This is a genomic window from Pseudoalteromonas sp. CO342X (assembly GCF_004208915.1).
GTDB classification, from domain to species: Bacteria; Pseudomonadota; Gammaproteobacteria; order Enterobacterales; family Alteromonadaceae; genus Pseudoalteromonas; species Pseudoalteromonas maricaloris.
Genome location: NZ_SGPH01000042.1, coordinates 125,041 through 143,945, shown reverse-complemented (window position 1 = coordinate 143,945; position 18,905 = coordinate 125,041). Strand labels below are relative to the sequence as shown.

Here is an 18,905-nt window from a genome sequence, read left to right as displayed (position 1 = left end):
GATCGGACAGCTTTAACGTTGTACGCTCAAAATCAATGTCTGAAACAATATTTTTCTTATGTAACTCAAGCTGTGCGTCAGATTGAGTTTTTCCAGCTGAATTTGGTTACGCAAGTTGTGAATCGTCTGCTCTTGCTCGAGTAGCGTGTATTGATCCTGAAGCTTTTTTTCTTCCATGCTCGCTTTATGCTTAACTAGTTCAAACCTCGCTTGATCTACCTTGCGCACCAATTCCGGGTTGTTCATTGCTACGATCACGGTATTGGCTTCAACACGATCACCGGGATAGTAAAATACTTTTTCAACAATCGCTTTGTCATCGCTGCTAATCACGTGCAAATCTCAGGAGCGCAATTTGCCATAACCTGCGACTTCAATTTTCAGCTCTCCTTGCTTTACACTGGAGATCCTCAGTTCTTCTTTCTTGATAACTGGTACAGTTGGAAAGAACATATAGCCAAGCAGTGGTAAGCAAATAACCGCACACAGTAATAAACGCTTTACCTGAATCCCGGATGTGGAACGCTTGTGTCTTTCAATGTTGTCCTTAATATTCAGTTCCATGTAAACCTCACTACGCATTTATACCTAACCGTGTCGTCTGTCCTACAGGCTGCTTTGTACTGATAATGCTGGCGTTCGCCTGTATTACCTTAGCCTAATATCAGTACAAGCTAGTTTGATAAACAAACTCATAAACTTACAGTAGATACTTGCTCTAACATTTTTCGGGCAATTAAAAGTAACACAGCAATTTTTGTTGCAGCAAGTCAACTGAGCTGCGGTAAACAATAAACACGTCTTTTATTTAATCTGTGCTCACTCAGATCAGCAATGAATGAATTTCTTGTCACAGGAGTTGAATCCTCGCGATATTTTTTACATTGGATAAGCAGTTCATAATGAGTGTCAGGCATTGCCTCAATGTATGATTATCAATAAGTCAGCTCTATAAGTTGATTTAAAAATGAATAAATGGATTATAAGACCAGTAAAAAACCCGCAGCCAAAGTTAAGCTGATATGTTTTCCCTATGCAGGCGGAGGTACACACGTATTTATCCCATGGCAGCAGCTGCTGCACCCTCATATAGAACTGTGTATTGTTCAACCTCCAGGCCGAGGATCAAACTTCGAGCTTGCACCGTTCGCAGAGATGACGCAACTGGTTGACGCACTGAAGCCTGAATTAAGCTCTGATTTGAATGGTAATTACGCGGTATTTGACCATAGCTTAGGCAGCAGAGTCGCGCTTGAGGTTGTGCGCCGAGCAATTCACTTAGGTTATCGTAAACCTCAGCACTTTGTTGCACCTGGCAGTCCCGGGGCCAAATTACCTTGCCTAGATAAAGACTCTACCAGCCTGAATAATGCGCCATTCATTCAGGTGATAAAGGAGCTCAATGGTACACCGCCAGAAGTATTGGGTAACATGGAGCTACTCGAGCTTTTCCTGCCGACACTGAGGAGCGATTTTTACCTCGCAGAGCAGCATAAATGCGAACAAAGCAGCCTAATTGCAGAGCACATGACAATACTTTCAGGTAAAAAAGATACTATCACCTCAGCTCAGTTGGACTCATGGCATCAGTTTGCTGTCCACAGTGAGATAGTTCTGTGTGAAGGCGTTCATTTTTTCATCCATTCGCACTCAGAGCAAACGGTACAAGTGATCAACCTAAAGCTACAAAATACAGGTGTGTTATAGCCATGCTAGGATAATCAGAAACTCACGCGTGAGTGAGTTAGTAAGTGGTCGATCCTGAATATTGAGGTTTTGATGCTCAGACTGGCTGAACTATATCAGTAATCAATCCAGACTGAGCATTATCTTTATCGACAGTTCATTGCATGAGCGCAAACCACAAACTGCTCTTTCAATGTTGTCGCGACACTCACTTTAACACCAAACTCATACGGCTTCGCACTTTTTCCCTTAGAGATACATTCAACATCCGGTTCGTGTAGGCTATAGAGTTTGTTTTTACTCGTTTTGTTTGCTTTAACAGCCGATCTGCTTGGCGTAACTTTTTAATAAACTTTGCACTCGGTTGCTCTGTGATTTTTCTCAGAATATCTTTCATGACTCGCCTTAAATAATTCTTCTGCGTTTTGAGTTCCTTTTTCATTCAGGGTGAGAGCATACTTCGTTAACAACCATTAACCGAAGATAAGCTCTGCCCTGTTAACAGCTAAGCCCTAATCACCTTATCTAAATATTCAGTGTCCAACGCGGCGTTGCTTTCATCGTACACTGGTTTTTAAGGCAGTCTCTCTTTTTAATTGATTCAGTTCTACATGATTGAATATTTTGGAATTTCCTATAGTATGGCCCCAATTTATTGCGCAGTTACCTCTCTGAATGAGACGCTAATAACCCAGTGCAATTGATTCTCACCGGCACAATGGCTACACACATGCTTGGCTAACTATTTGCTGATCAATCAGGCCTGAAGTTATAGTGGATGTCGATAAGCTTTGCCATTTTCTGCGCAGCAGTACATAGCTTTCTCTATAATTTCGAATTATGGCTAATTATCCATAAACAGGAGAGATTTAGCTTGAAGAACTTTATACCTACAATATTCAGTACAACCACGTTGCTGTACCAAATAGCTATGTTCGCTACATATTCATTCTGACTATCTTATTCTAACTTCTCTGGTGTTTGAAACACCCTGACAGATGGGGAAGTTACTCAACTCACTACCTTGCAAAACTTGCACGAACGAAGGTTTTTTTTGGTTTCTGCCATAGTCAGAGAACCCTTGTAAATTGAGCTCTGAAGTGTGACTCATAATTCGACTGGGTGCCACTTTGTTTCTTTTTTTCGTACAATTCCATTACATTTTTTAACTTGCAATCTCTGTTTCTAAATTGGAGAATCTGTTTTTAAATGAATCACGGGTAAAAAATGAAACCATCTAAACTTTATCTACTACCTATAACAGTAGCCAGTATCAGCACATTGCTCACGGCCTGCACATCTGAAACAGAATCTGATCTTTTGAAAACAAACGCAATTAGTGCGGATATATCAATAAATTCAAATGGAGAAAGAGCCCGAATCGTGGCCGAGTTAAATGTTGGGGACTCGTTCGGCTCTAATGTAAACTTAAGCGAAGGCGATACACTAAGAGCGATCGTAAATGGTCAGACGATCCAACTGATTAAAGATACTGACATTCTAGATATTGATTACGAGGGCAGATCCTCAGTTGTAACTGGTAACAGCCTATATACTATCCAGTTAAATCGGAAGAAGGAAGAAAATGCTTCTGCGTCAGTTGAGCTTCCTTTAGGCTTTCTGATACTTACCCCCGAAGCAGAGAAAACTTTTCGATATGATGAAGATATTGAAATTCATATTGATGGAATAGACTTAGCGAGTGAGACATCCCTTATCGTTAACTATGCATGCCCGAATAATACGGGCGGGTTAGTGACAGGCTCTTTCTCAACACAATTTGGAAACTCGACAAGCAATACATTCAATGCAAAAAGCGCTAGCCTCATAGATCTAGAGCAGATTGCAACTTCAAAACCATGTGAATTTGACATGGAAGTTCAGAGAGCTAGAACTGGCCGCTTTTCTGGTGCACTTAAAGACAATAGTTTAATTAGAGGTATCCAATCAAGGGTTATTAAAGATCTAGAGTTTACTTTTTAGTTTACATAGCTTTTGAGTAGTCACAGCGTTAAATGCCTCACCCTGTTTCTTCTAAATTTAAATGGTGTCTCTTTAGCCGTACTTTAGCGTAGAAAAACGAAACCAAAGTGGAGCGAGTCCACTTTGGTTTAAGATAAAACAGAACTAGCTAGACTGCTCAGTAGCCCTTTTTTAGTCTTCTAGTATCGCTTTGTACAAAACGATACTTCTTTGCAAGTGCTCTTTCCTTGTCTCTCTTATCTTTTAGGCTGACGTTGTTTCTTTGATGTTCACTTCTTAGTTTTATGAAGTTGTTGAAGCGCCTAACTTCAAGTTCTCCACTCTCTATCGCTTGCTGAACAGCACATCCGGGCTCATTTTGATGCGAGCAATCACTGAAACGACAGGCGCTTTCTAACACTTCAATTTCCGCAAATGTTTTACTGATCCCTTGTTGGCAATCGGCTAGTTGGATCTCCCTCATTCCTGGCGTATCGAGCAGCACTGAGCCATTGTCCATAAAATGCAACGAGCGAGCAGTTGTTGTGTGCCGCCCTTTTGCATCATCTTCACGGATTGAACCGGTGAGCTGCTCTTTACACCCTAACAGCGTGTTCACCAAGCTGGACTTACCCACACCTGATGAACCTACAAATGACAACGTTTTTCCCGTGCTACACCAAGCTTTTAGACACTCAACGGAGCTCGGCTCCAACGCATTTATCGCTTCGACTGTCAAAAATGGGTCCAACTCCTGAACGAGTTGTACTTGCTGTTGCCAACCGTCAACCAAATCCTTCTTAGTCAAAACAACAATTGGCTCCACTTGCGCTTCATTAGCCAGTGCTAAGTAACGTTCGATCCGGTTTAGATTAAAATCCTGATTTAGCGAGCAAACAATAAACAGGCTATCGATATTTGCGGCTATCAATTGCTCCGCGACTTTACTGCCAGCAGCTTTCCTTGAAATAACCGATTTGCGGGATAATAGCCTAATAAATTGATAATTTTCATCCAACAAAACCCAATCACCAACCGTCATACTAGGCAGTGATACATGAGTAGCTAAAGAAATTTGCCGTGATTGCAACTGAATTAAATAATTACTTCTGTGGTGCGCTATCACGCGGCCAAGATTTGATGATTCCAGTTCTGTTAGTGTCAGTTGCTGTTGAAAAAATGCTTGCCAACCAAGCTGTGTTGGCGAATAAGATGTATTCATTATAAAATCTCAAAAATGCAGAAAGACTGCAAAAATCAAGCAGGGTTAATGAATATCATTGACCCCGGAGAAGCCCGTTAGGCATCACACCGGGTAAAAGGAGTAAAAATTTAGAAGAGACGAAAGTTAGCGTCTACTAATCACACCTAGCTACAACTTTTACCGGGTGGCTCAATAAAACAATCATCAAATTCTCCTTAAACTTTTTTGAATACTGCCGTAGATTAGCACTGAAGATAGGCGAGGTAAACCAAGTATTTCACGCAACCAATTTCAATAATAGATTAAAGTTTTGTGTTTAAAGCGATATCAATCACGCAATTTTTGTATGTTATCTGGGCTAAAATAAGAGCAGACGCTGATCCGCCTGCTCTTGTGATTTTAATAAGCTTTACAACGCCAACATCAAAATCTCTTTCGCCTTCGCTAAATCAATATCGCCGTGCTCACCTAGCGCCGTCATGCCGTTCTTTTCTAGATTAGCGATAACTTCTTGTACTGCTTTTTCGTCTAATTGATAATCAGCTAAACGGGTTTGCACCGCCATCGACTCAAAAAAGTCTTGAACTGCTTTTATCGTTTGGTCAATTTGCTGTGCTTCGTCTGCGACTGTAATACCAAATACACGCTCACCAAGTTGCTTGATTTTCTCGGCTTTTTTGTCTCGTTGCACATACATCACCGCAGGTAATACAATCGCAAGCGTTTGCGCGTGGTCAAGGTTATACAATGCCGTTAGCTCATGACCAATCATATGCGTTGACCAATCCTGTGGCACGCCTTGACCAATAAGGCCATTTAGCGCCATAGTTGCAGACCACATAACGTTTGCTCTTACATCATAGTTGTTAGGCTCGCTTAACGCCTTTGGCCCTTCGCTGATAAGCGTTTGTAAAATACCTTCTGCAAATCTGTCTTGCAGTGGCGCATTTACTGGATACGTTAAATACTGCTCAATCACGTGAACAAACGCATCCACTACTCCATTACTCACTTGGCGAGGCGGCAGTGAATAGGTGTATTCTGGGTCGAGTACCGCAAACTGCGGCTGTACCGTCGGTGACGAAAACGCACGCTTTTGCGAAGTTGCCTTTTTAGTAACTACTGAATTGCCGTTACTCTCAGAGCCAGTCGCAGGTAAAGTAAGTACAGCACCAATCGGCAATGGGTTGCTAAAGCTTGCGCCTTTTACCAAAATATCCCAAGGCTCACCGTCAAAATTAAAAGCTGCCGCCACAAACTTTGCGCCGTCAATAACACTGCCGCCGCCAACCGCAAGAATAAAGTTCACATCGTTTTGCTTTGCTGTCGCGACCGCTTGCATTAGTGTTTCATATGTTGGGTTTGGCTCCACACCACCAAATTCCACAACCTCAACACCTGTCAGCGCACTCATTGCTTGGTCGTATACCCCATTGTTTTTAATCGAGCCGCCACCGTACAGTAGCAGCACCTTTGCAGCCTCAGGTAATCGTGAGGTGATTTCACGCATTTGGCCTTTACCAAAAAGAATTTCGGTTTGATTTTTAAATACAAAATTAAGCATGCTCAATTCCTTACTGTTTAATATTCGGTTCTTTCGCTAACATTTCTAGCAGCTTTTCCGCTAGTAGTGTGTCTGAAAACGGGTTTTGTCCTGTAATTAGCTCTCTATCAACAACCACTTTTGGCTGCCATGCATTTGCAAACTGCATTTTTCCTCCAGCCTGAGACATAGCGGCGGCTGGGTAAAAGTTGAGCTTTTCGCCATTTAACGTGCTTTCAAATACTTGTTCTTCTGGGTTCGAAAATATCGTCATTTGATATCCGTCATAAATCCAGTTTTTCGCTTGAACAGGTGACTGTGTTGATAAACTCTTATAATACGCTTTTGGTTCACTTTGTGCCGACAGCAACGTAATTGGGCCGTGGCAAATCGCGGCTGTTGGTTTATTCTCGCGGTTAAAATGGCGCAAAATTTCACCCACCTGCGGATTGTTCGCCAAATCAATTAATGGTGCGTGTCCGCCTGGAATAAATACCGCATCAAACTCGTCTAACCCCGCAGCAAGGATCTCGCTAAAACTTGCGGTATCATTAATATCTGGCAGGTTAGCAATAAATTTTTTGATGCTTTGTAATTTAGTCTCATCACCGCCAAAGTAATCAACCGTCACTGATTTTTGATCAACAGCAGGGGCATTGCCTTTTGGTGTTGCTAATACTAGTTTATATCCAGCATCCACCAACGCCTTTGCTGGGATCCCAAACTCATTGAGATAATAACCTGTTTCTATTGTCTCGCCACTGGCAAGTTCCATCGAGGTTTCGCTCGAAAGTAACACTAACACCTCACCTTCACTTGCATGAGCGCTAAGCGCAAGTGCTGCACCCAATAACGATGACACCCAGCCCAACGCATTCACTATACCCTTTTTCATCCCGGCTCCTCATACCAGTTCAATATCGACGAGTTTAGGCGATTTGCGGACACAGGAGAATTCGGATAAATTGGTAGGAGCAATCAGAATATTTATGGCTCAAGTAATTTATGTCTCATCTCACCCAACTAAAAACCTTTGTGGAAGTATACCGCTGCAAAAATATCACCAAAGCAGCGGCCAACTTGGGGATGTCGCAGCCAGCTGTCACGGCACATATTCAAACCATGGAAGCGGTAGTAGGAAAAGCCCTGTTTGAACGCCAAGCAAGAGGCGTGAAGCCGACGCCAACGGCACATGACTTAGCGCTGCAGGTATCTGGTCATATCGATATTTTAGAGCAGAAGATCACCTCAATTCGAGCACGCTCCAATGCGGTGTTTGGCACACTAAATATTGCCGGCCCCGCGGAGTATTTAAGCTTTGTCTCTGGTCCACAAATCGCCAACTTATTGCAAGCGGGCAACATTAATGTGGTACTTCATATTGGTAATAAAATTAACATTTTCGACGCACTAATAAACGACACCGCCGACATCGCCATTGCCGCCTCTGCGCCAGATCCCACAACCTTTGACTATCTCGTTCTAGACAAAGAGCAATTGTGGCTAGTGATGAACCGTTTAGAGGGCCGAGAAATTCAAGACAGCGATATTACCGCCGACTTACTCTCAAGCTATAACGTCGTCACGTACGATCAAGACTTACCTTTGGTTAGACAATACTTTGACCGTGTATTTAATGCGAGCTGCAACTCTAATGTGATCGCCATTTGTCCAGACATTAGAGCAATTGCTAACATTATTCGCTCTGGAATAGGTTACTCCGTCCTCCCCGATTATCTCTGCCGAGATCTCATAAAAGCAGGTGAACTGATCCAACTTGGCCCCGTAGGCCCCGAAAACAACATCTATTTGGTATGGAAAAAGGGCGCGTTAAAACACCCTCGCATTGCCTTTGCAAAGGATGTGATCTCCGCCTTTGCTAATATTAATTATCTTTCGAATTAAAAAGTTGTAAAAAAATTATTTTCCGCAGATTTCTGCTGAGAATTCCTGTTACTTTGCTGTAAATTAAAAGAGACGGGTTGGAACAACAATGGACTATCAAAGCCAATATCGTGACTTAACTATTTATTACGACGCACTAAAAAAAGCAACAAAGCAAAGTGAAGCGGTACCAGACACCACAGAAAAATGGCTGGCACTCGTAGAAACGACCTTATTTGAACTACAAGAGCTTGCCCATATGGAAAAGGCCTATATGCAAAAATCAAGAACGATGAATAACCTAATTGAGTTGGTATATTCCAGCGCCCCAAGCATGGACTAGCAACTAAAGGTTATTGCTGTTGAGTTTTGCATTGACAAGAGTGCTACTATTAGCACTCTTTTTTTCGCTAGAAATAGAGTTAAACAGATTTAAAGTTTGAAAATAAATTAGCTGCGCATACTTTACGATGCAGATAACCTGCGAAAACTCAGAATGTTATGTGTGCTACTGGTACGCTTTCAATGTAGCAAAGATCTCCTCAGACAGTTCAGCAAACACACCATGGATCCGCTCTGATAGCACTTTTACATTGTCGAAATCAGGGTCAGCAAGTATTAAAATTTCAAAGATTGACCACTCAGGCATAACCTCTTGATTCACCCATTTGATACCCTGTAACTTTGTCCAATAATCAATCTGAACATCCTTTGTTTGTCCCAGGAGCCAAAGTTCGAATTGCACCTCTTGATGGTTCAACACCACTGCCAATTTGAGTTTGTGTTTTTTAAGGTAATCGTTTTGCAGATAAAAGTATGTAAAGTCAATATACCCGTGTAACACGTTTGCGACTGTAAACTGGCCTTTATACTGCCTACTGAATTCAGCTCTGAGACTTTGAACAATAGAGACGAGATCCTTATAGGTTCCCTGCAGTTCGCCACTTGCAAATACCATTTTATAGGCTGGAATTCGAGCACTAAGACTTTTATTAGACATGTTGTCCTCTGAGTTTTTTAGGCACATAGACAAAGTGACCCACACACGAAGCTAGCTTTGCAAAGAGCCTAAGTCATCATTAATTGTCAAATATCATATCAAACTATCAAAGTCGAATGGTGCTTCATATACGCCAAGCTATGGTGTAAGTAAAAGAAGCGGGCTGTTTTGAACTATTGGCCTAACTATAGTGCTAAGTTATACTTAAGAAGTCAGACAAGAGGTGTATTTATGGCTGTTACTTCGGTGAAAAAAGCAAAAAATGTTCAAACATTTATACCTAAAATGAGCAACTTTGAAATAAGCGCTAAATACGAAGGTCTAAGTTTTAAAAAAGAGAGCGTGAGCAAATCAATTGCTGATTTAAAAGCAAAATATGCGAGATAAATACGGCGTTGCTCAGGATAGCTATTGTTATCCAAAATCTGACGTACTAGTTAATAAACTTAATATTACAGATGCAGATGAGTTAGCGGAAGCTGAGCTAGCGTTTACCGCCTTTAGATATAGTAAATACTCTTCTACAATCAAATCCCTCCACGAATTTAGTTTAAATCATTTACGACATCTCCACTGATTTATTTCAAGATGTATATGATTGGGCTGGCGAGATTAGAACTGTTGACATTTCCAAAGGGGAAACTCGGTTTTGTACTTGTTCACGAATCAATGTTGAAGTACAAAAGCAGTTCCAGCAAATTGAAACATTGGATATAAACGCAGCTAAACCAGAAATCTTAGCCCAGCTTGCGGATATCTACTGTGAATTAAATATTATTCATCCCTTTAGAGAGGGTAATGGTAGAACTCAACGTTTTTTCTTTGAGGAGCTACTATTTTTCTTAGGCTTTTCTGTCAATTGGCCAGACATATCAAAAGATGAATGGGTTCAAGCAAATATAGATGGCTATTACGGTAATTTAAATCCACTAAACACCATCCTAACACTCGCGACGAGATAGCTTACCCCATACGTTTAATGCCTGAATTGTAGCGAGTGCTAATCCACATACAGCACGATATGTTAACAGCCCTATTTTGGTGCTGACTCAAGGTACCCAACTTGTAGCGGAGCATTTCTTCGAGCTATAAACCCGATATAAAGTACTGCGACACACAGCAACATAGGCACTGACTTTAAGTAAGCAAAATAGTCATAAAAGAAGGTTACTTCCCAGAATACCTTTGCGGTTTCTTCGTTTATACCCATTCTATCTAGGTTACGGAGAAAGTTTTCCATCAATGCCAGAAAGTCTACGAAAGCTAAAATAATTGCTAGGAAATATAATGGCCCTTCAGCATAGTTTTTCTCAAAGACAGAAGCCGACTTTCCCCGAGTTAAAATAATAGCTATCTCGATACGATGCTTGAGTAAAAAGAGCAACAGTAGGCTGAGAGAAAACTGAATTGAAAACGCAAATATATTTTCTATAAAGTAGCTTTCCACAACAGGGAAAATCGCGATGCGAAGCATGTATATCGCTACAATTGCAAGAAAGTAAGGCACTGCAAAACATAACGTCAGTAGCTGACTATTTTTGTCTTTGTAAGCGTAAAAGAACAAAACTAACAATAAGATAAATAAAGTAGATTCAAAAATAATTACGCCAAAAGCCGATCCCAAGATAAGCGTAAGAATACTGCCTTTGTTCTTCATATTGTCTGGGTATAGTCGTGAGAGCGCTTCGGTATCATCTAAAATATCAGCGAGTTTAACTCTGCAGAGATCGGCAAACTTCATTAACGTACCAAGCTTGAAGGAGCTAACGCCATTAAGGTAGTTGTCTAGCGTTCGCATGCCAATCCCGAGGTGGCGGCATATATCTTCTCGTGACATCCCGCGTTTATGCTTGAGGCCCTTTATCAATAGCCCTATGCGCTGGCTTACTTCGTACTCTTCTGGCGTTTGCATCGCCCGCCATCTCCTTATTCCGTGATTTACTTATCGACTTATTATTATGCGCTTTGGGGCTGCTGCGTATTTCTTTTCCGTGCGAGTATTCCTGCATAGAGGAGTACTAAACTGAGTAATAATGGTACGGCCTTAAGATACCTAAAGTAATCGTAAAAAAAGGTTAACTCCCAGAATATTTTAGCTTTCTCCTCGTCGATTCCTAATCGTTCCAGATTACGAATAAAGTTCTCCATTAACGCCAAAAAGTCTATAGCAACTAGCAGCGTAGCCAAAAAGTAGAGAGGAGTTTCAATAAGGCTTTTTTCGAAAACAGCTGCCGATTTTCCGCGAGTAACCAATACCGAGAACATCAACCTGTACTTGAGCAGAAAGAATAGTAACAGACTTAATGATAGGTGTAGCGAATATGCGTATACGTTCTGCATATAATAGTTTTCAGCTGCTGGAAAAGCGACATAGTTTAGCCAGTAGCCACCAATATTAGTTAGCACGTAGACCACAACAAAAATAGCAACTATGCATTGATTATTTTTATCTTTATGTGAGTAGCAAAGCAGTAAAATTAGTAAAACTAAGAAAACGGATTCAAAGAGCATAACGGAAGCAAGAGAACCCAAAAGCAATGTTAGAATGCTGCCCTTGTCCTTCATATTGTCTGGATATAGTCGCGAGAGCGCTTCGGTATCATCTAAAATATCGGCGAGTTTAACTCTGCAGAGGTCGGCAAACTTCATTAACGTACCAAGCTTAAAAGAGCTAACACCATTGAGGTAATTGTCTAGCGTTCGCATGCCAATCCCGAGGTGGCGGCATATATCTTCTCGAGACATCCCGCGTTTATGCTTTAGACCTTTTATTAGCAGTCCTATGCGCTGGCTTACTTCATACTCTTCTGGCGTCTGCATCGACCTACCGTTTCCTGAATCTAATAATTAATTATTGTTATTAAAAGTGTGATAGCTGCTGGTGGCTCTTCTTACGTGCGAGCAATCCAATATACAACAGAGTGATGCACAATAGTGTCGGAAAAGCTTTTAGATACGCAAAGTGGTCAAAAAAGAACGTAACTTCCCAGAATATTTTAGCAGCTTCCTCATCCATACCTAGGCGCTCTAAATTACGAAGAAAGTTTTCCATCAATGCAAAGAAGTCTATAAGCACTAACGTTAAAGCTAAGAAATATAATGGCCCTTCCGCGTAATTTTTCTCGAATACCGAGGCTGATTTACCACGTGTGAAAAAAACTGAAAGTGACATTCGATACTTGAGCAGAAATAACAGCAGTAGGCTCGAGATTAACTGACCACCGTAGGCATAAATATTCTCGATGTAATAGCTTTCAACCACCGGAAAAACAATATTTTTTAAGTAAAATACCATTACTGCATCTAGTGAAAGCACAACAGCAAAGATCAAAGTTAGCGATAAGCTATTTTGATCTTCTTTACATAAATAAACTAAGACAAAAAGTAAAATACAGGTGATCGGCTCAAAAACTGTAGCACTTACTACCGTAGTCATTAGCAAGGCTAGAATACTCCCTTTGTCCTTCATATTGTCTGGATACAGTCGTGAGAGCGCTTCGGTATCATCCAAAATATCAGCGAGTTTAACTCTGCAAAGGTCAGCAAACTTCATTAACGTACCAAGCTTAAAAGAGCTAACACCATTGAGGTAGTTGTCTAGCGTTCGCATGCCAATCCCGAGGTGGCGGCATATATCTTCTCGAGACACCCCGCGTTTGTGCTTGAGGCCCTTTATCAATAGCCCTATGCGCTGGCTTACTTCGTACTCTTCTGGCGTTTGCATCGCCTCGCTATCCTTCTATTTCCATGATTTACTTATCGACTTATTACTACGCGCTTTGGGGCTGCTGCATATTTCTTTTCCGTGCAAGTACCCCTGCATAGAGAAGTGCTATACTAAGCAACATCAACGGGGCTTTAAGGTATTCATAATAATCATAGAAGAAGGTCAACTCCCAAAATATTTTTACCTTCTCTTCATCCATACCTAATCGATCTAAATTGCGAATAAAATTCTCTATTAGCGCACAAAAATCAACAACAGCTAGGATCAGAGCAAGGAAGTAAAGTGGAGCTTCAACAAGGCTCTTCTCAAATACTTCGAAAGATCTTCCTCGCGTGATAAGCACCGCAAATTTCATTCTATATTTAATTAAAAAGAGCAAAAATAAACTTAGTGCCAAGTTTATTGAAAAAGCGTATACATTTTGAATGAAGCTATTAGCAGCTGCGGGGAAAACAACGTATTTAAGCCAGTAACCAAATGCATTACTTAATGCATAAATCACTACAAAAATTGCGACCATACATTGATTGTTTTTGTCTTTGTATGAATAGCAAAGCAACATAATTAACAAAAACAAAGTGATTGACTCAAAAAGCATTGCCGTTGCAAGAGAGCCGAAAAGCAATGTAAGAATACTGCCTTTGTCCTTCATATTGTCTGGATATAGTCGTGAGAGCGCTTCGGTATCATCTAAAATATCGGCAAGCTTGACTCTACAGAGGTCAGCAAACTTCATTAACGTACCAAGCTTAAAAGAACTAACACCATTAAGGTAGTTGTCTAGCGTTCGCATGCCAATCCCGAGGTGGCGACATATATCTTCTCGCGACATCCCGCGTTTATGCTTAAGGCCCTTTATCAGTAATCCTATACGCTGGCTTACTTCGTACTCTTCTGGCGTTTGCATCGCCCCGTTTTTCCCTTTAATCAAAACACCAAATTAACCCAAACATTACATTTTGTTTAATATAAAGACAAGTAAATGTTCAGGGCTGTTTATATTTAGGCAGTTCATACCTTAGGATTGAGAGAGGCGAACAATATTGAATCGAAATTACAAACAAGAAAATTAAAATTCTTGCTCTTAAATAGTAAATTTCATCTCAGTCACAAATACTAAAACGCAGTATCCACGACAAATAGGGATACTGCGCTTGCTTGGGTTTAAGGTTGGCTTTGGATTGGTTGTCTTCTAGTCCGGACAATCAATCCAACGTATAAAAGTGCAACGCACAAGAAAATAGGTACTGCTTTCAGGTATTCAAAGTAATCATAAAAGAAAGTCCACTCCCAGAAAATCTTCGCCGTTTCCTCGTTTACGCCGATATGCTCAAGGTTACGGATAAAATTTTCTAATAAAGCCATAAGGTCTACAAACACAAGAAACAAAACCAGTAAATAAAGTGGACCTTCAGCATAATTTTTCTCAAATACAGAAGCTGATTTGCCGCGGGTGAGTAATACAGCAACTGTCATTCTATGCTTAAGTAGAAAAAGTAAAATTAAGCTCAATGATAGATTTATCAAGAAAGCATAAATGTTCTGATAAAACACATTAGGTTCTGCAGGTTTAATTACTGCATCTAATACATACATGGCAACTGAAGTTATTACAAACACGAAGGCAAAACAAAGCGTAAGCATCTGACTGTTGTGATCATTTTTAGACATAAAAACTAAAATAATCAGAGCTATGGGTACTGCAAGCTCTATTAAAGAGGTATTAACAAAAGTAATCGATAGTGCTGCTGCAATACTCGTTAACAAAGCTAAATTAAACAAACTTTTCATGCACCTACCTCACTTTTAGGTTTTTCAGTTGCCTGTGGCTTGGCACTATCCCCCTTACCGTAACCCGTGCCACCATAGATTTGCTCACAAACCGAGCGACAAAGAATTTTGTATGTGGGCTTCTTTTGACTCGTTGACAACATCAGGCTATATAAACTTTTCAAAATACACCTCAACAATTCGACTTTTCTAGTGATGAGGCTTCCCGTCGATCTCCTGGCCCCCCTCCAGTGGTCATGCCTACGCCACCAGCAACTTGCTTACACAATGAGTGACTAAGGGCTATTTTTATTAGTTTTTTCTGTGCAGCCTTCATTGTTCTTTTCCTCACTATTTTCTCCATACAAGCCAGAGAGCTTATCTGTATCTTCTAAAATATCTGATAACTTTACTTTACAGATTTCAGCAAACCGAAGCAATGTCCCAAGCTTAAAGGAACTAGAGCCATTTAAATAGTTATCAAGGGTCCTGTCACCCACACCTAAACGCCGGCTAACCTCTTCTCGGGTCATCCCTTTTTTGCGCTTTAGCCCCCGTATCAGTCGGCCGATACGTTGGCTTACCTCGTATTCTTCTGGCGTCTGCATCGCCCCACCATATCTCTCAATCACCGCAGCCAAGTTAACCAAAAGTTTACATCTAGTTAAATATAAAGACAAGTAGATGACAGTACTATTTTTAGGTGCACACTCGCAAAACAACCCAAAACAGAAACAAACTTACCATTATATTTGAATTTTTGGTATCAATTGATTTAAGTAACCCTTTCTAAACCTGCTTATTTGTTGTTTTGCAGACCATTAAAATCAATAATTAAAAACACACAGACTTCTCTATTTTTATGTGAAAATCTTCACATTATTGTGTAGGCGCAGCATTTGCTTTATTTAAAACCTGCTTACGGCGCGCTGTTATTCCTGCGTATAAAACAAACATGCAGAGCAGATAAGGCACGGCCTTTATATAAGCAAAGTAATCAAACATAAAGGTCAGTTCCCAAAATGGTTTGGCAACTTCTTCATCTATACCTAAATGCTCTAGGTTACGGATAAAGTTTTCCATCAATGCGGCAAAATCAATCAAAGCTAACGTACATGCGAGTGCATAAAGCGGCGTTTCTACTTGGTTCTTCTCAAAAATGCTGGCTGAATTTCCTTTGGTAAACCACGCACCTAAAAACATTCTGTATTTGATCATTAACGCCAGCAGTAAACTCAGTAAAAGTTGAGTCGCAAAAGCATAGATATTTTCAATGTAATAGCTTTCAATAGCTGGGATCAATACAAATTTAAGCCAGTAAACAACGGCAATTTCTAACGAAAAAGCAAATATAAAAATTGCAACAATGCTTTGGCTATTCTTGTCATTACGCGCATAAAAAAATAACAAGATCAGTAGTGCAATGAAGATAACTTCAAACACTAAAACGCTGACAATAGAGCTCATAAATAGCAAAAAGATATTGCCTTTGTCTTTAATATTCTCAGGATACAAGCGCTTCAGCGCCTCGGTATCATCCAAAATATCAGCCAGCTTTACCTTGCAAAGATCCGCAAACTTTAACAATGTCCCAAGTTTAAATGAGCTCACTCCGTTTAAGTAATTGTCTAACGTGCGCGAGCCTATACCTAAACGTTTACAGACATCTTCTCGGGTCATACCTCTGGTACGCTTTAACCCAAGTATTAACCTACCTATCCGCTGGCTTACCTCATATTCCTCTGGCGTTTGCATCTGTCCACCATTGTTTTACGTTAGCTCCCTTGAAATTAACCCAAACATTACATTTAGTTAAATATAAAGACAAGCTTCTCTCGATAAATTGCAATGAAAAAACAATAAAGCACTCAATACTTCACCAACTTTACGTAATTTGAAACATTTTCATCGTTTTTCACGTTTAACCGCTCTTTAAAGACAAACCTTATTGAGGGTATGCCCCTCATAGCCGTGAGTAATCCGCAGCCGGCGTTTTAAAAAGATCGCTGGGTAAACCAGCTCCTACGCGGGGGTGTATCGCATAGTAAACCAGCTGCAATATTAAAAGGTGATTGTTATGCTTTACAAAAAAGTACAAGTGTTCTATTTTAATAAAAGTACAAGTGTTCTTTTTTAGAGGTCAGGATGAAATTCAGCTACTTTAACGACAAAGACGGGTCGCTTATTACCAAGATAAGCCGGGGTGTCACAGGGCTTATGTGCACGCTTGCGCCACCTATTACTTCGAGGTTAGGTCAGGTATTACTGATGAGCCCGCATGGTAAGCGTCAATATCAGTTTAAAAATAAAAAACCCAATGGTGAGTTCAATATTCTGACCTCGCTTGGTCGCGTTCATGTAAACGTGTTTGGCCTTGGTCCGAAGACCGTTGTATTAAGTCATGGTTGGGCCGATAACAGCAGTTGCTTTGATACCTTGATCCCAGAACTCGTTGCGGCAGGGTTTTGCGTGGTGGCGATTGATCATGTTGGCCATGGGCAATCTCATGGTAAGCAAGCCCATTTGCTGGCTTTTGTTGAAGCGCTGGATACCCTGATTGAAAAGCTAGAAGCCGATCGCCATGATATTGTGGCTTTGGTGGGCCATTCTATGGGCGCTGTGGCGCTGATGAACTTACCGGATTATCGGCTAGAAAATCGCGTGGTTATTAATGTTGCAACTCCCGTGCAGTTTTTTGAGCTGATGTTTGAGCGCGTCGCGCGAGCGGGCATTTCTGAAAAAATGCTGCACCAAGTGTTAGGCGCTATCACCACAAGATATGGCACGCATTGGCACTTGATCCGAGATAAATTCCACGACGGTGTACTTAAGTTTAAGCCGACATTTATTCACGATACCGAGGACCGATTTGCGCCATTTGAACACGTAGAGTCGCTTATCGCAGCCGCTCCTGAGCGTTTAATCCAAACCTCAGGCCTTGGACATCGCCGCATTTTAGGCGATACTGGCGTTATTCAACGTATTACTCAAAGAATAACTGCATAAGTGATGAATAAAGGCGAGAGAACGAGACAAACCATTTTAGAGCAAGGTATGCGCTTTAGTAGCCAATATGGCTTGATAGAAGTCACTATTGGTTCTATGGCAAAGCTTTGTGGCTTGTCTCGCAGCGGGCTTATCTCGCATTTTGACAGTAAAGAAGATATGCAGTTGGCGATCCTCGATTACTGTGAAGATCAATTTATGCTGCATGTCGTCGCACCGGCACGACACCAAGATCCTCTTGTGCAACTCAAAATGCTCTTTTCTATATGGGCAGACTGGACTCGTGAACTATTTAATGAGCCACACTCAACTTGTCCGTTTATCAAAGCGTTGGTTGAGTTTAATTGCCATACAGACAGCCCTATTCATACCAAAGTTACCGAGCAACATAACCGATTATTTAGCTATATTAAGCATAAAATCGTGCAAGGGATAGAAAGCGGTATTTTTCATCCTGAGCTTGATGCACAGTGCGCGGCGTACGAGCTATACAATTTATATCTAGGCCATGCGATAGCGAAAAATACGGTACTAACAGAACATGCCAGCGAGTTGTTTAAACGTAATATTGAGCACTTACTTGAAAGTTATCAAGCTGATCCAAAAACACGGAGCGTATCTGCATGATTGAAATAATCTCTACCCCAACCCCTGATATTGTTGAGCAGCTTACTGAGCTATACATCGCGACTTTTTCAGCGCCGCCACGCAATGAGGAAATAGACCAAGCAGCCATTCGCTTGCTTATGGAAAAGGAAATCGAAGAAGGCGAAGTACGCGTTATTTTTGATGGCTCAACAAAGCAACTTATAGGCAGTTTGTCGCTAGTGCCAATCGCCCATTTTAAAGATAAGACGCGCTTTGATCTTACATCAGGCCTATATATTTCGAACTTTATGGTTGATGCAAATATTCGCGGCAAAGGAATTGGCAAGCAATTACTGCAAGACACCTTAGTCGCTACTTGCCAACCTATCCACACTCGTTGTCGAGTAGATGCCTTAGCAGTGAATCATTTATTTCAGCGCCATGGTTTTAAATTGGTTGCTAATTACACAACAATCATGAATAACTCGGTTGCGGCACGTAATATCTACACCTATCAAGCTGAATAATCTGCGGA

General features: G+C 40.9%; 22 protein-coding genes and 2 pseudogenes. 9 read left to right on the top strand and 15 right to left on the bottom strand.

Annotated features, from left to right (window positions below; genetic code table 11):
- Nucleotides 1–12: 12 nt before the first annotated feature.
- Nucleotides 13–333, bottom strand: a complete 321-nt coding sequence (locus EXT47_RS22735; RefSeq protein ID WP_130127661.1) for a hypothetical protein — start codon at nt 331–333, stop codon at nt 13–15.
- A 9-nt stretch (nt 334–342) separates the two neighbouring features.
- Nucleotides 343–564, bottom strand: coding sequence for a hypothetical protein (locus EXT47_RS22730; protein ID WP_130127660.1), 222 nt, complete (start codon nt 562–564; stop codon nt 343–345).
- 411 nt (nt 565–975) lie between these two features.
- Between EXT47_RS22730 and EXT47_RS22725 the strand changes: the two genes are divergently transcribed.
- Complete coding sequence (locus EXT47_RS22725) at nt 976–1,707, top strand: thioesterase II family protein (RefSeq protein ID WP_130127659.1); 732 nt, start codon at nt 976–978, stop codon at nt 1,705–1,707.
- Nucleotides 1,708–1,859: 152 nt separating this feature from the next.
- Here EXT47_RS22725 and EXT47_RS24145 read toward each other — a convergent pair.
- Nucleotides 1,860–2,011, bottom strand: a pseudogene (locus EXT47_RS24145) (IS5/IS1182 family transposase); the annotation flags it as partial.
- Between the two features lie 902 nt (nt 2,012–2,913).
- On the opposite strand from EXT47_RS24145, the gene EXT47_RS22715 reads away from it, so the two are divergent.
- Entirely contained in the window at nt 2,914–3,669 is a 756-nt protein-coding gene (locus EXT47_RS22715) for a hypothetical protein (protein WP_130127658.1), read from the top strand.
- 157 nt (nt 3,670–3,826) lie between these two features.
- On the opposite strand, the gene rsgA is transcribed toward EXT47_RS22715, so the two are convergent.
- The 3 genes from rsgA to EXT47_RS22700 form a co-directional block, all read right to left on the bottom strand.
- Entirely contained in the window at nt 3,827–4,870 is a 1,044-nt protein-coding gene (gene rsgA / locus EXT47_RS22710; RefSeq protein WP_130127657.1) for a ribosome small subunit-dependent GTPase A, read from the bottom strand.
- A gap of 391 nt (nt 4,871–5,261) precedes the next feature.
- Entirely contained in the window at nt 5,262–6,416 is a 1,155-nt protein-coding gene (locus EXT47_RS22705; protein ID WP_069020363.1) for an iron-containing alcohol dehydrogenase, read from the bottom strand.
- Nucleotides 6,417–6,426: 10 nt separating this feature from the next.
- Nucleotides 6,427–7,290, bottom strand: coding sequence for a type 1 glutamine amidotransferase domain-containing protein (locus EXT47_RS22700; protein ID WP_130127656.1), 864 nt, complete (start codon nt 7,288–7,290; stop codon nt 6,427–6,429).
- A gap of 110 nt (nt 7,291–7,400) precedes the next feature.
- On the opposite strand from EXT47_RS22700, the gene EXT47_RS22695 reads away from it, so the two are divergent.
- Together EXT47_RS22695 and EXT47_RS22690 are read left to right on the top strand one after the other, a co-directional pair.
- Complete coding sequence (locus tag EXT47_RS22695) at nt 7,401–8,300, top strand: LysR family transcriptional regulator (RefSeq protein WP_010369842.1); 900 nt, start codon at nt 7,401–7,403, stop codon at nt 8,298–8,300.
- Between the two features lie 88 nt (nt 8,301–8,388).
- Nucleotides 8,389–8,622 carry a hypothetical protein gene (locus EXT47_RS22690; protein ID WP_010369844.1) on the top strand — a complete coding sequence of 78 codons (234 nt, stop codon included), beginning with the start codon at nt 8,389–8,391 and terminating at the stop codon, nt 8,620–8,622.
- A gap of 165 nt (nt 8,623–8,787) precedes the next feature.
- On the opposite strand, the gene EXT47_RS22685 is transcribed toward EXT47_RS22690, so the two are convergent.
- On the bottom strand, nt 8,788–9,279 hold the full coding sequence (locus EXT47_RS22685; protein ID WP_130127655.1) for a hypothetical protein: 492 nt from the start codon (nt 9,277–9,279) through the stop codon (nt 8,788–8,790).
- A 231-nt stretch (nt 9,280–9,510) separates the two neighbouring features.
- Between EXT47_RS22685 and EXT47_RS23910 the strand changes: the two genes are divergently transcribed.
- Together EXT47_RS23910 and EXT47_RS24140 are read left to right on the top strand one after the other, a co-directional pair.
- Entirely contained in the window at nt 9,511–9,666 is a 156-nt protein-coding gene (locus EXT47_RS23910; protein WP_017217632.1) for a hypothetical protein, read from the top strand.
- Nucleotides 9,667–9,833: 167 nt separating this feature from the next.
- Nucleotides 9,834–10,241: a Fic family protein gene (locus tag EXT47_RS24140; RefSeq protein WP_306419084.1), complete on the top strand. Its 408-nt coding sequence runs from the start codon at nt 9,834–9,836 to the stop codon at nt 10,239–10,241.
- A gap of 71 nt (nt 10,242–10,312) precedes the next feature.
- Here the strand turns inward: EXT47_RS24140 and EXT47_RS22675 are convergent, their stop codons facing one another.
- The 8 genes and pseudogenes from EXT47_RS22675 to EXT47_RS22645 form a co-directional block, all read right to left on the bottom strand.
- On the bottom strand, nt 10,313–11,191 hold the full coding sequence (locus EXT47_RS22675) for a helix-turn-helix domain-containing protein (protein WP_130127654.1): 879 nt from the start codon (nt 11,189–11,191) through the stop codon (nt 10,313–10,315).
- A gap of 44 nt (nt 11,192–11,235) precedes the next feature.
- Nucleotides 11,236–12,099 carry a helix-turn-helix domain-containing protein gene (locus EXT47_RS22670; RefSeq protein WP_130127653.1) on the bottom strand — a complete coding sequence of 288 codons (864 nt, stop codon included), beginning with the start codon at nt 12,097–12,099 and terminating at the stop codon, nt 11,236–11,238.
- A gap of 40 nt (nt 12,100–12,139) precedes the next feature.
- The gene (locus EXT47_RS22665; protein ID WP_130127652.1) at nt 12,140–13,003 is read right to left on the bottom strand and encodes a helix-turn-helix domain-containing protein; all 864 of its coding nucleotides are present in this window, start codon (nt 13,001–13,003) and stop codon (nt 12,140–12,142) included.
- A gap of 46 nt (nt 13,004–13,049) precedes the next feature.
- Nucleotides 13,050–13,913, bottom strand: a complete 864-nt coding sequence (locus tag EXT47_RS22660; RefSeq protein WP_130127651.1) for a helix-turn-helix domain-containing protein — start codon at nt 13,911–13,913, stop codon at nt 13,050–13,052.
- A gap of 257 nt (nt 13,914–14,170) precedes the next feature.
- Nucleotides 14,171–14,797 (bottom strand): hypothetical protein, encoded by a 627-nt coding sequence (locus EXT47_RS22655; RefSeq protein ID WP_130127650.1) that lies wholly within the window; start codon nt 14,795–14,797, stop codon nt 14,171–14,173.
- The gene (locus tag EXT47_RS23905) at nt 14,794–14,961 is read right to left on the bottom strand and encodes a hypothetical protein (protein ID WP_165383836.1); all 168 of its coding nucleotides are present in this window, start codon (nt 14,959–14,961) and stop codon (nt 14,794–14,796) included. The genes EXT47_RS22655 and EXT47_RS23905 overlap by 4 nt, the downstream gene beginning before the upstream one ends.
- A 156-nt stretch (nt 14,962–15,117) precedes the next feature.
- Nucleotides 15,118–15,384: pseudogene (locus EXT47_RS22650) on the bottom strand (helix-turn-helix domain-containing protein); the annotation flags it as partial.
- A gap of 271 nt (nt 15,385–15,655) precedes the next feature.
- On the bottom strand, nt 15,656–16,531 hold the full coding sequence (locus tag EXT47_RS22645; protein ID WP_130127648.1) for a helix-turn-helix domain-containing protein: 876 nt from the start codon (nt 16,529–16,531) through the stop codon (nt 15,656–15,658).
- A 390-nt stretch (nt 16,532–16,921) separates the two neighbouring features.
- Between EXT47_RS22645 and EXT47_RS22640 the strand changes: the two genes are divergently transcribed.
- The 3 genes from EXT47_RS22640 to EXT47_RS22630 are packed head-to-tail and all read left to right on the top strand — an operon-like array spanning nt 16,922 to nt 18,897.
- Complete coding sequence (locus EXT47_RS22640) at nt 16,922–17,782, top strand: alpha/beta fold hydrolase (protein WP_045988333.1); 861 nt, start codon at nt 16,922–16,924, stop codon at nt 17,780–17,782.
- A gap of 3 nt (nt 17,783–17,785) precedes the next feature.
- Complete coding sequence (locus EXT47_RS22635; protein ID WP_029215706.1) at nt 17,786–18,409, top strand: TetR/AcrR family transcriptional regulator; 624 nt, start codon at nt 17,786–17,788, stop codon at nt 18,407–18,409.
- Complete coding sequence (locus EXT47_RS22630; RefSeq protein WP_130127647.1) at nt 18,406–18,897, top strand: GNAT family N-acetyltransferase; 492 nt, start codon at nt 18,406–18,408, stop codon at nt 18,895–18,897. The genes EXT47_RS22635 and EXT47_RS22630 overlap by 4 nt, the downstream gene beginning before the upstream one ends.
- The last annotated feature ends 8 nt before the right edge of the window (nt 18,898–18,905 follow it).

Coding starts and splice junctions, on each gene's coding strand:
- EXT47_RS22730 (WP_130127660.1), bottom strand. CDS start 564: ATGGAACTGAATATTAAGGACAACATTGAAAGACACAAGCGTTCCACA.
- EXT47_RS22725 (WP_130127659.1), top strand. CDS start 976: ATGGATTATAAGACCAGTAAAAAACCCGCAGCCAAAGTTAAGCTGATA.
- EXT47_RS22715 (WP_130127658.1), top strand. CDS start 2,914: ATGAAACCATCTAAACTTTATCTACTACCTATAACAGTAGCCAGTATC.
- rsgA (WP_130127657.1), bottom strand. CDS start 4,870: ATGAATACATCTTATTCGCCAACACAGCTTGGTTGGCAAGCATTTTTT.
- EXT47_RS22705 (WP_069020363.1), bottom strand. CDS start 6,416: ATGCTTAATTTTGTATTTAAAAATCAAACCGAAATTCTTTTTGGTAAA.
- EXT47_RS22700 (WP_130127656.1), bottom strand. CDS start 7,290: ATGAAAAAGGGTATAGTGAATGCGTTGGGCTGGGTGTCATCGTTATTG.
- EXT47_RS22695 (WP_010369842.1), top strand. CDS start 7,401: ATGTCTCATCTCACCCAACTAAAAACCTTTGTGGAAGTATACCGCTGC.
- EXT47_RS22690 (WP_010369844.1), top strand. CDS start 8,389: ATGGACTATCAAAGCCAATATCGTGACTTAACTATTTATTACGACGCA.
- EXT47_RS22685 (WP_130127655.1), bottom strand. CDS start 9,279: ATGTCTAATAAAAGTCTTAGTGCTCGAATTCCAGCCTATAAAATGGTA.
- EXT47_RS23910 (WP_017217632.1), top strand. CDS start 9,511: ATGGCTGTTACTTCGGTGAAAAAAGCAAAAAATGTTCAAACATTTATA.
- EXT47_RS22675 (WP_130127654.1), bottom strand. CDS start 11,191: ATGCAAACGCCAGAAGAGTACGAAGTAAGCCAGCGCATAGGGCTATTG.
- EXT47_RS22670 (WP_130127653.1), bottom strand. CDS start 12,099: ATGCAGACGCCAGAAGAGTATGAAGTAAGCCAGCGCATAGGACTGCTA.
- EXT47_RS22665 (WP_130127652.1), bottom strand. CDS start 13,003: ATGCAAACGCCAGAAGAGTACGAAGTAAGCCAGCGCATAGGGCTATTG.
- EXT47_RS22660 (WP_130127651.1), bottom strand. CDS start 13,913: ATGCAAACGCCAGAAGAGTACGAAGTAAGCCAGCGTATAGGATTACTG.
- EXT47_RS22655 (WP_130127650.1), bottom strand. CDS start 14,797: ATGAAAAGTTTGTTTAATTTAGCTTTGTTAACGAGTATTGCAGCAGCA.
- EXT47_RS22645 (WP_130127648.1), bottom strand. CDS start 16,531: ATGCAAACGCCAGAGGAATATGAGGTAAGCCAGCGGATAGGTAGGTTA.
- EXT47_RS22640 (WP_045988333.1), top strand. CDS start 16,922: ATGAAATTCAGCTACTTTAACGACAAAGACGGGTCGCTTATTACCAAG.
- EXT47_RS22635 (WP_029215706.1), top strand. CDS start 17,786: ATGAATAAAGGCGAGAGAACGAGACAAACCATTTTAGAGCAAGGTATG.
- EXT47_RS22630 (WP_130127647.1), top strand. CDS start 18,406: ATGATTGAAATAATCTCTACCCCAACCCCTGATATTGTTGAGCAGCTT.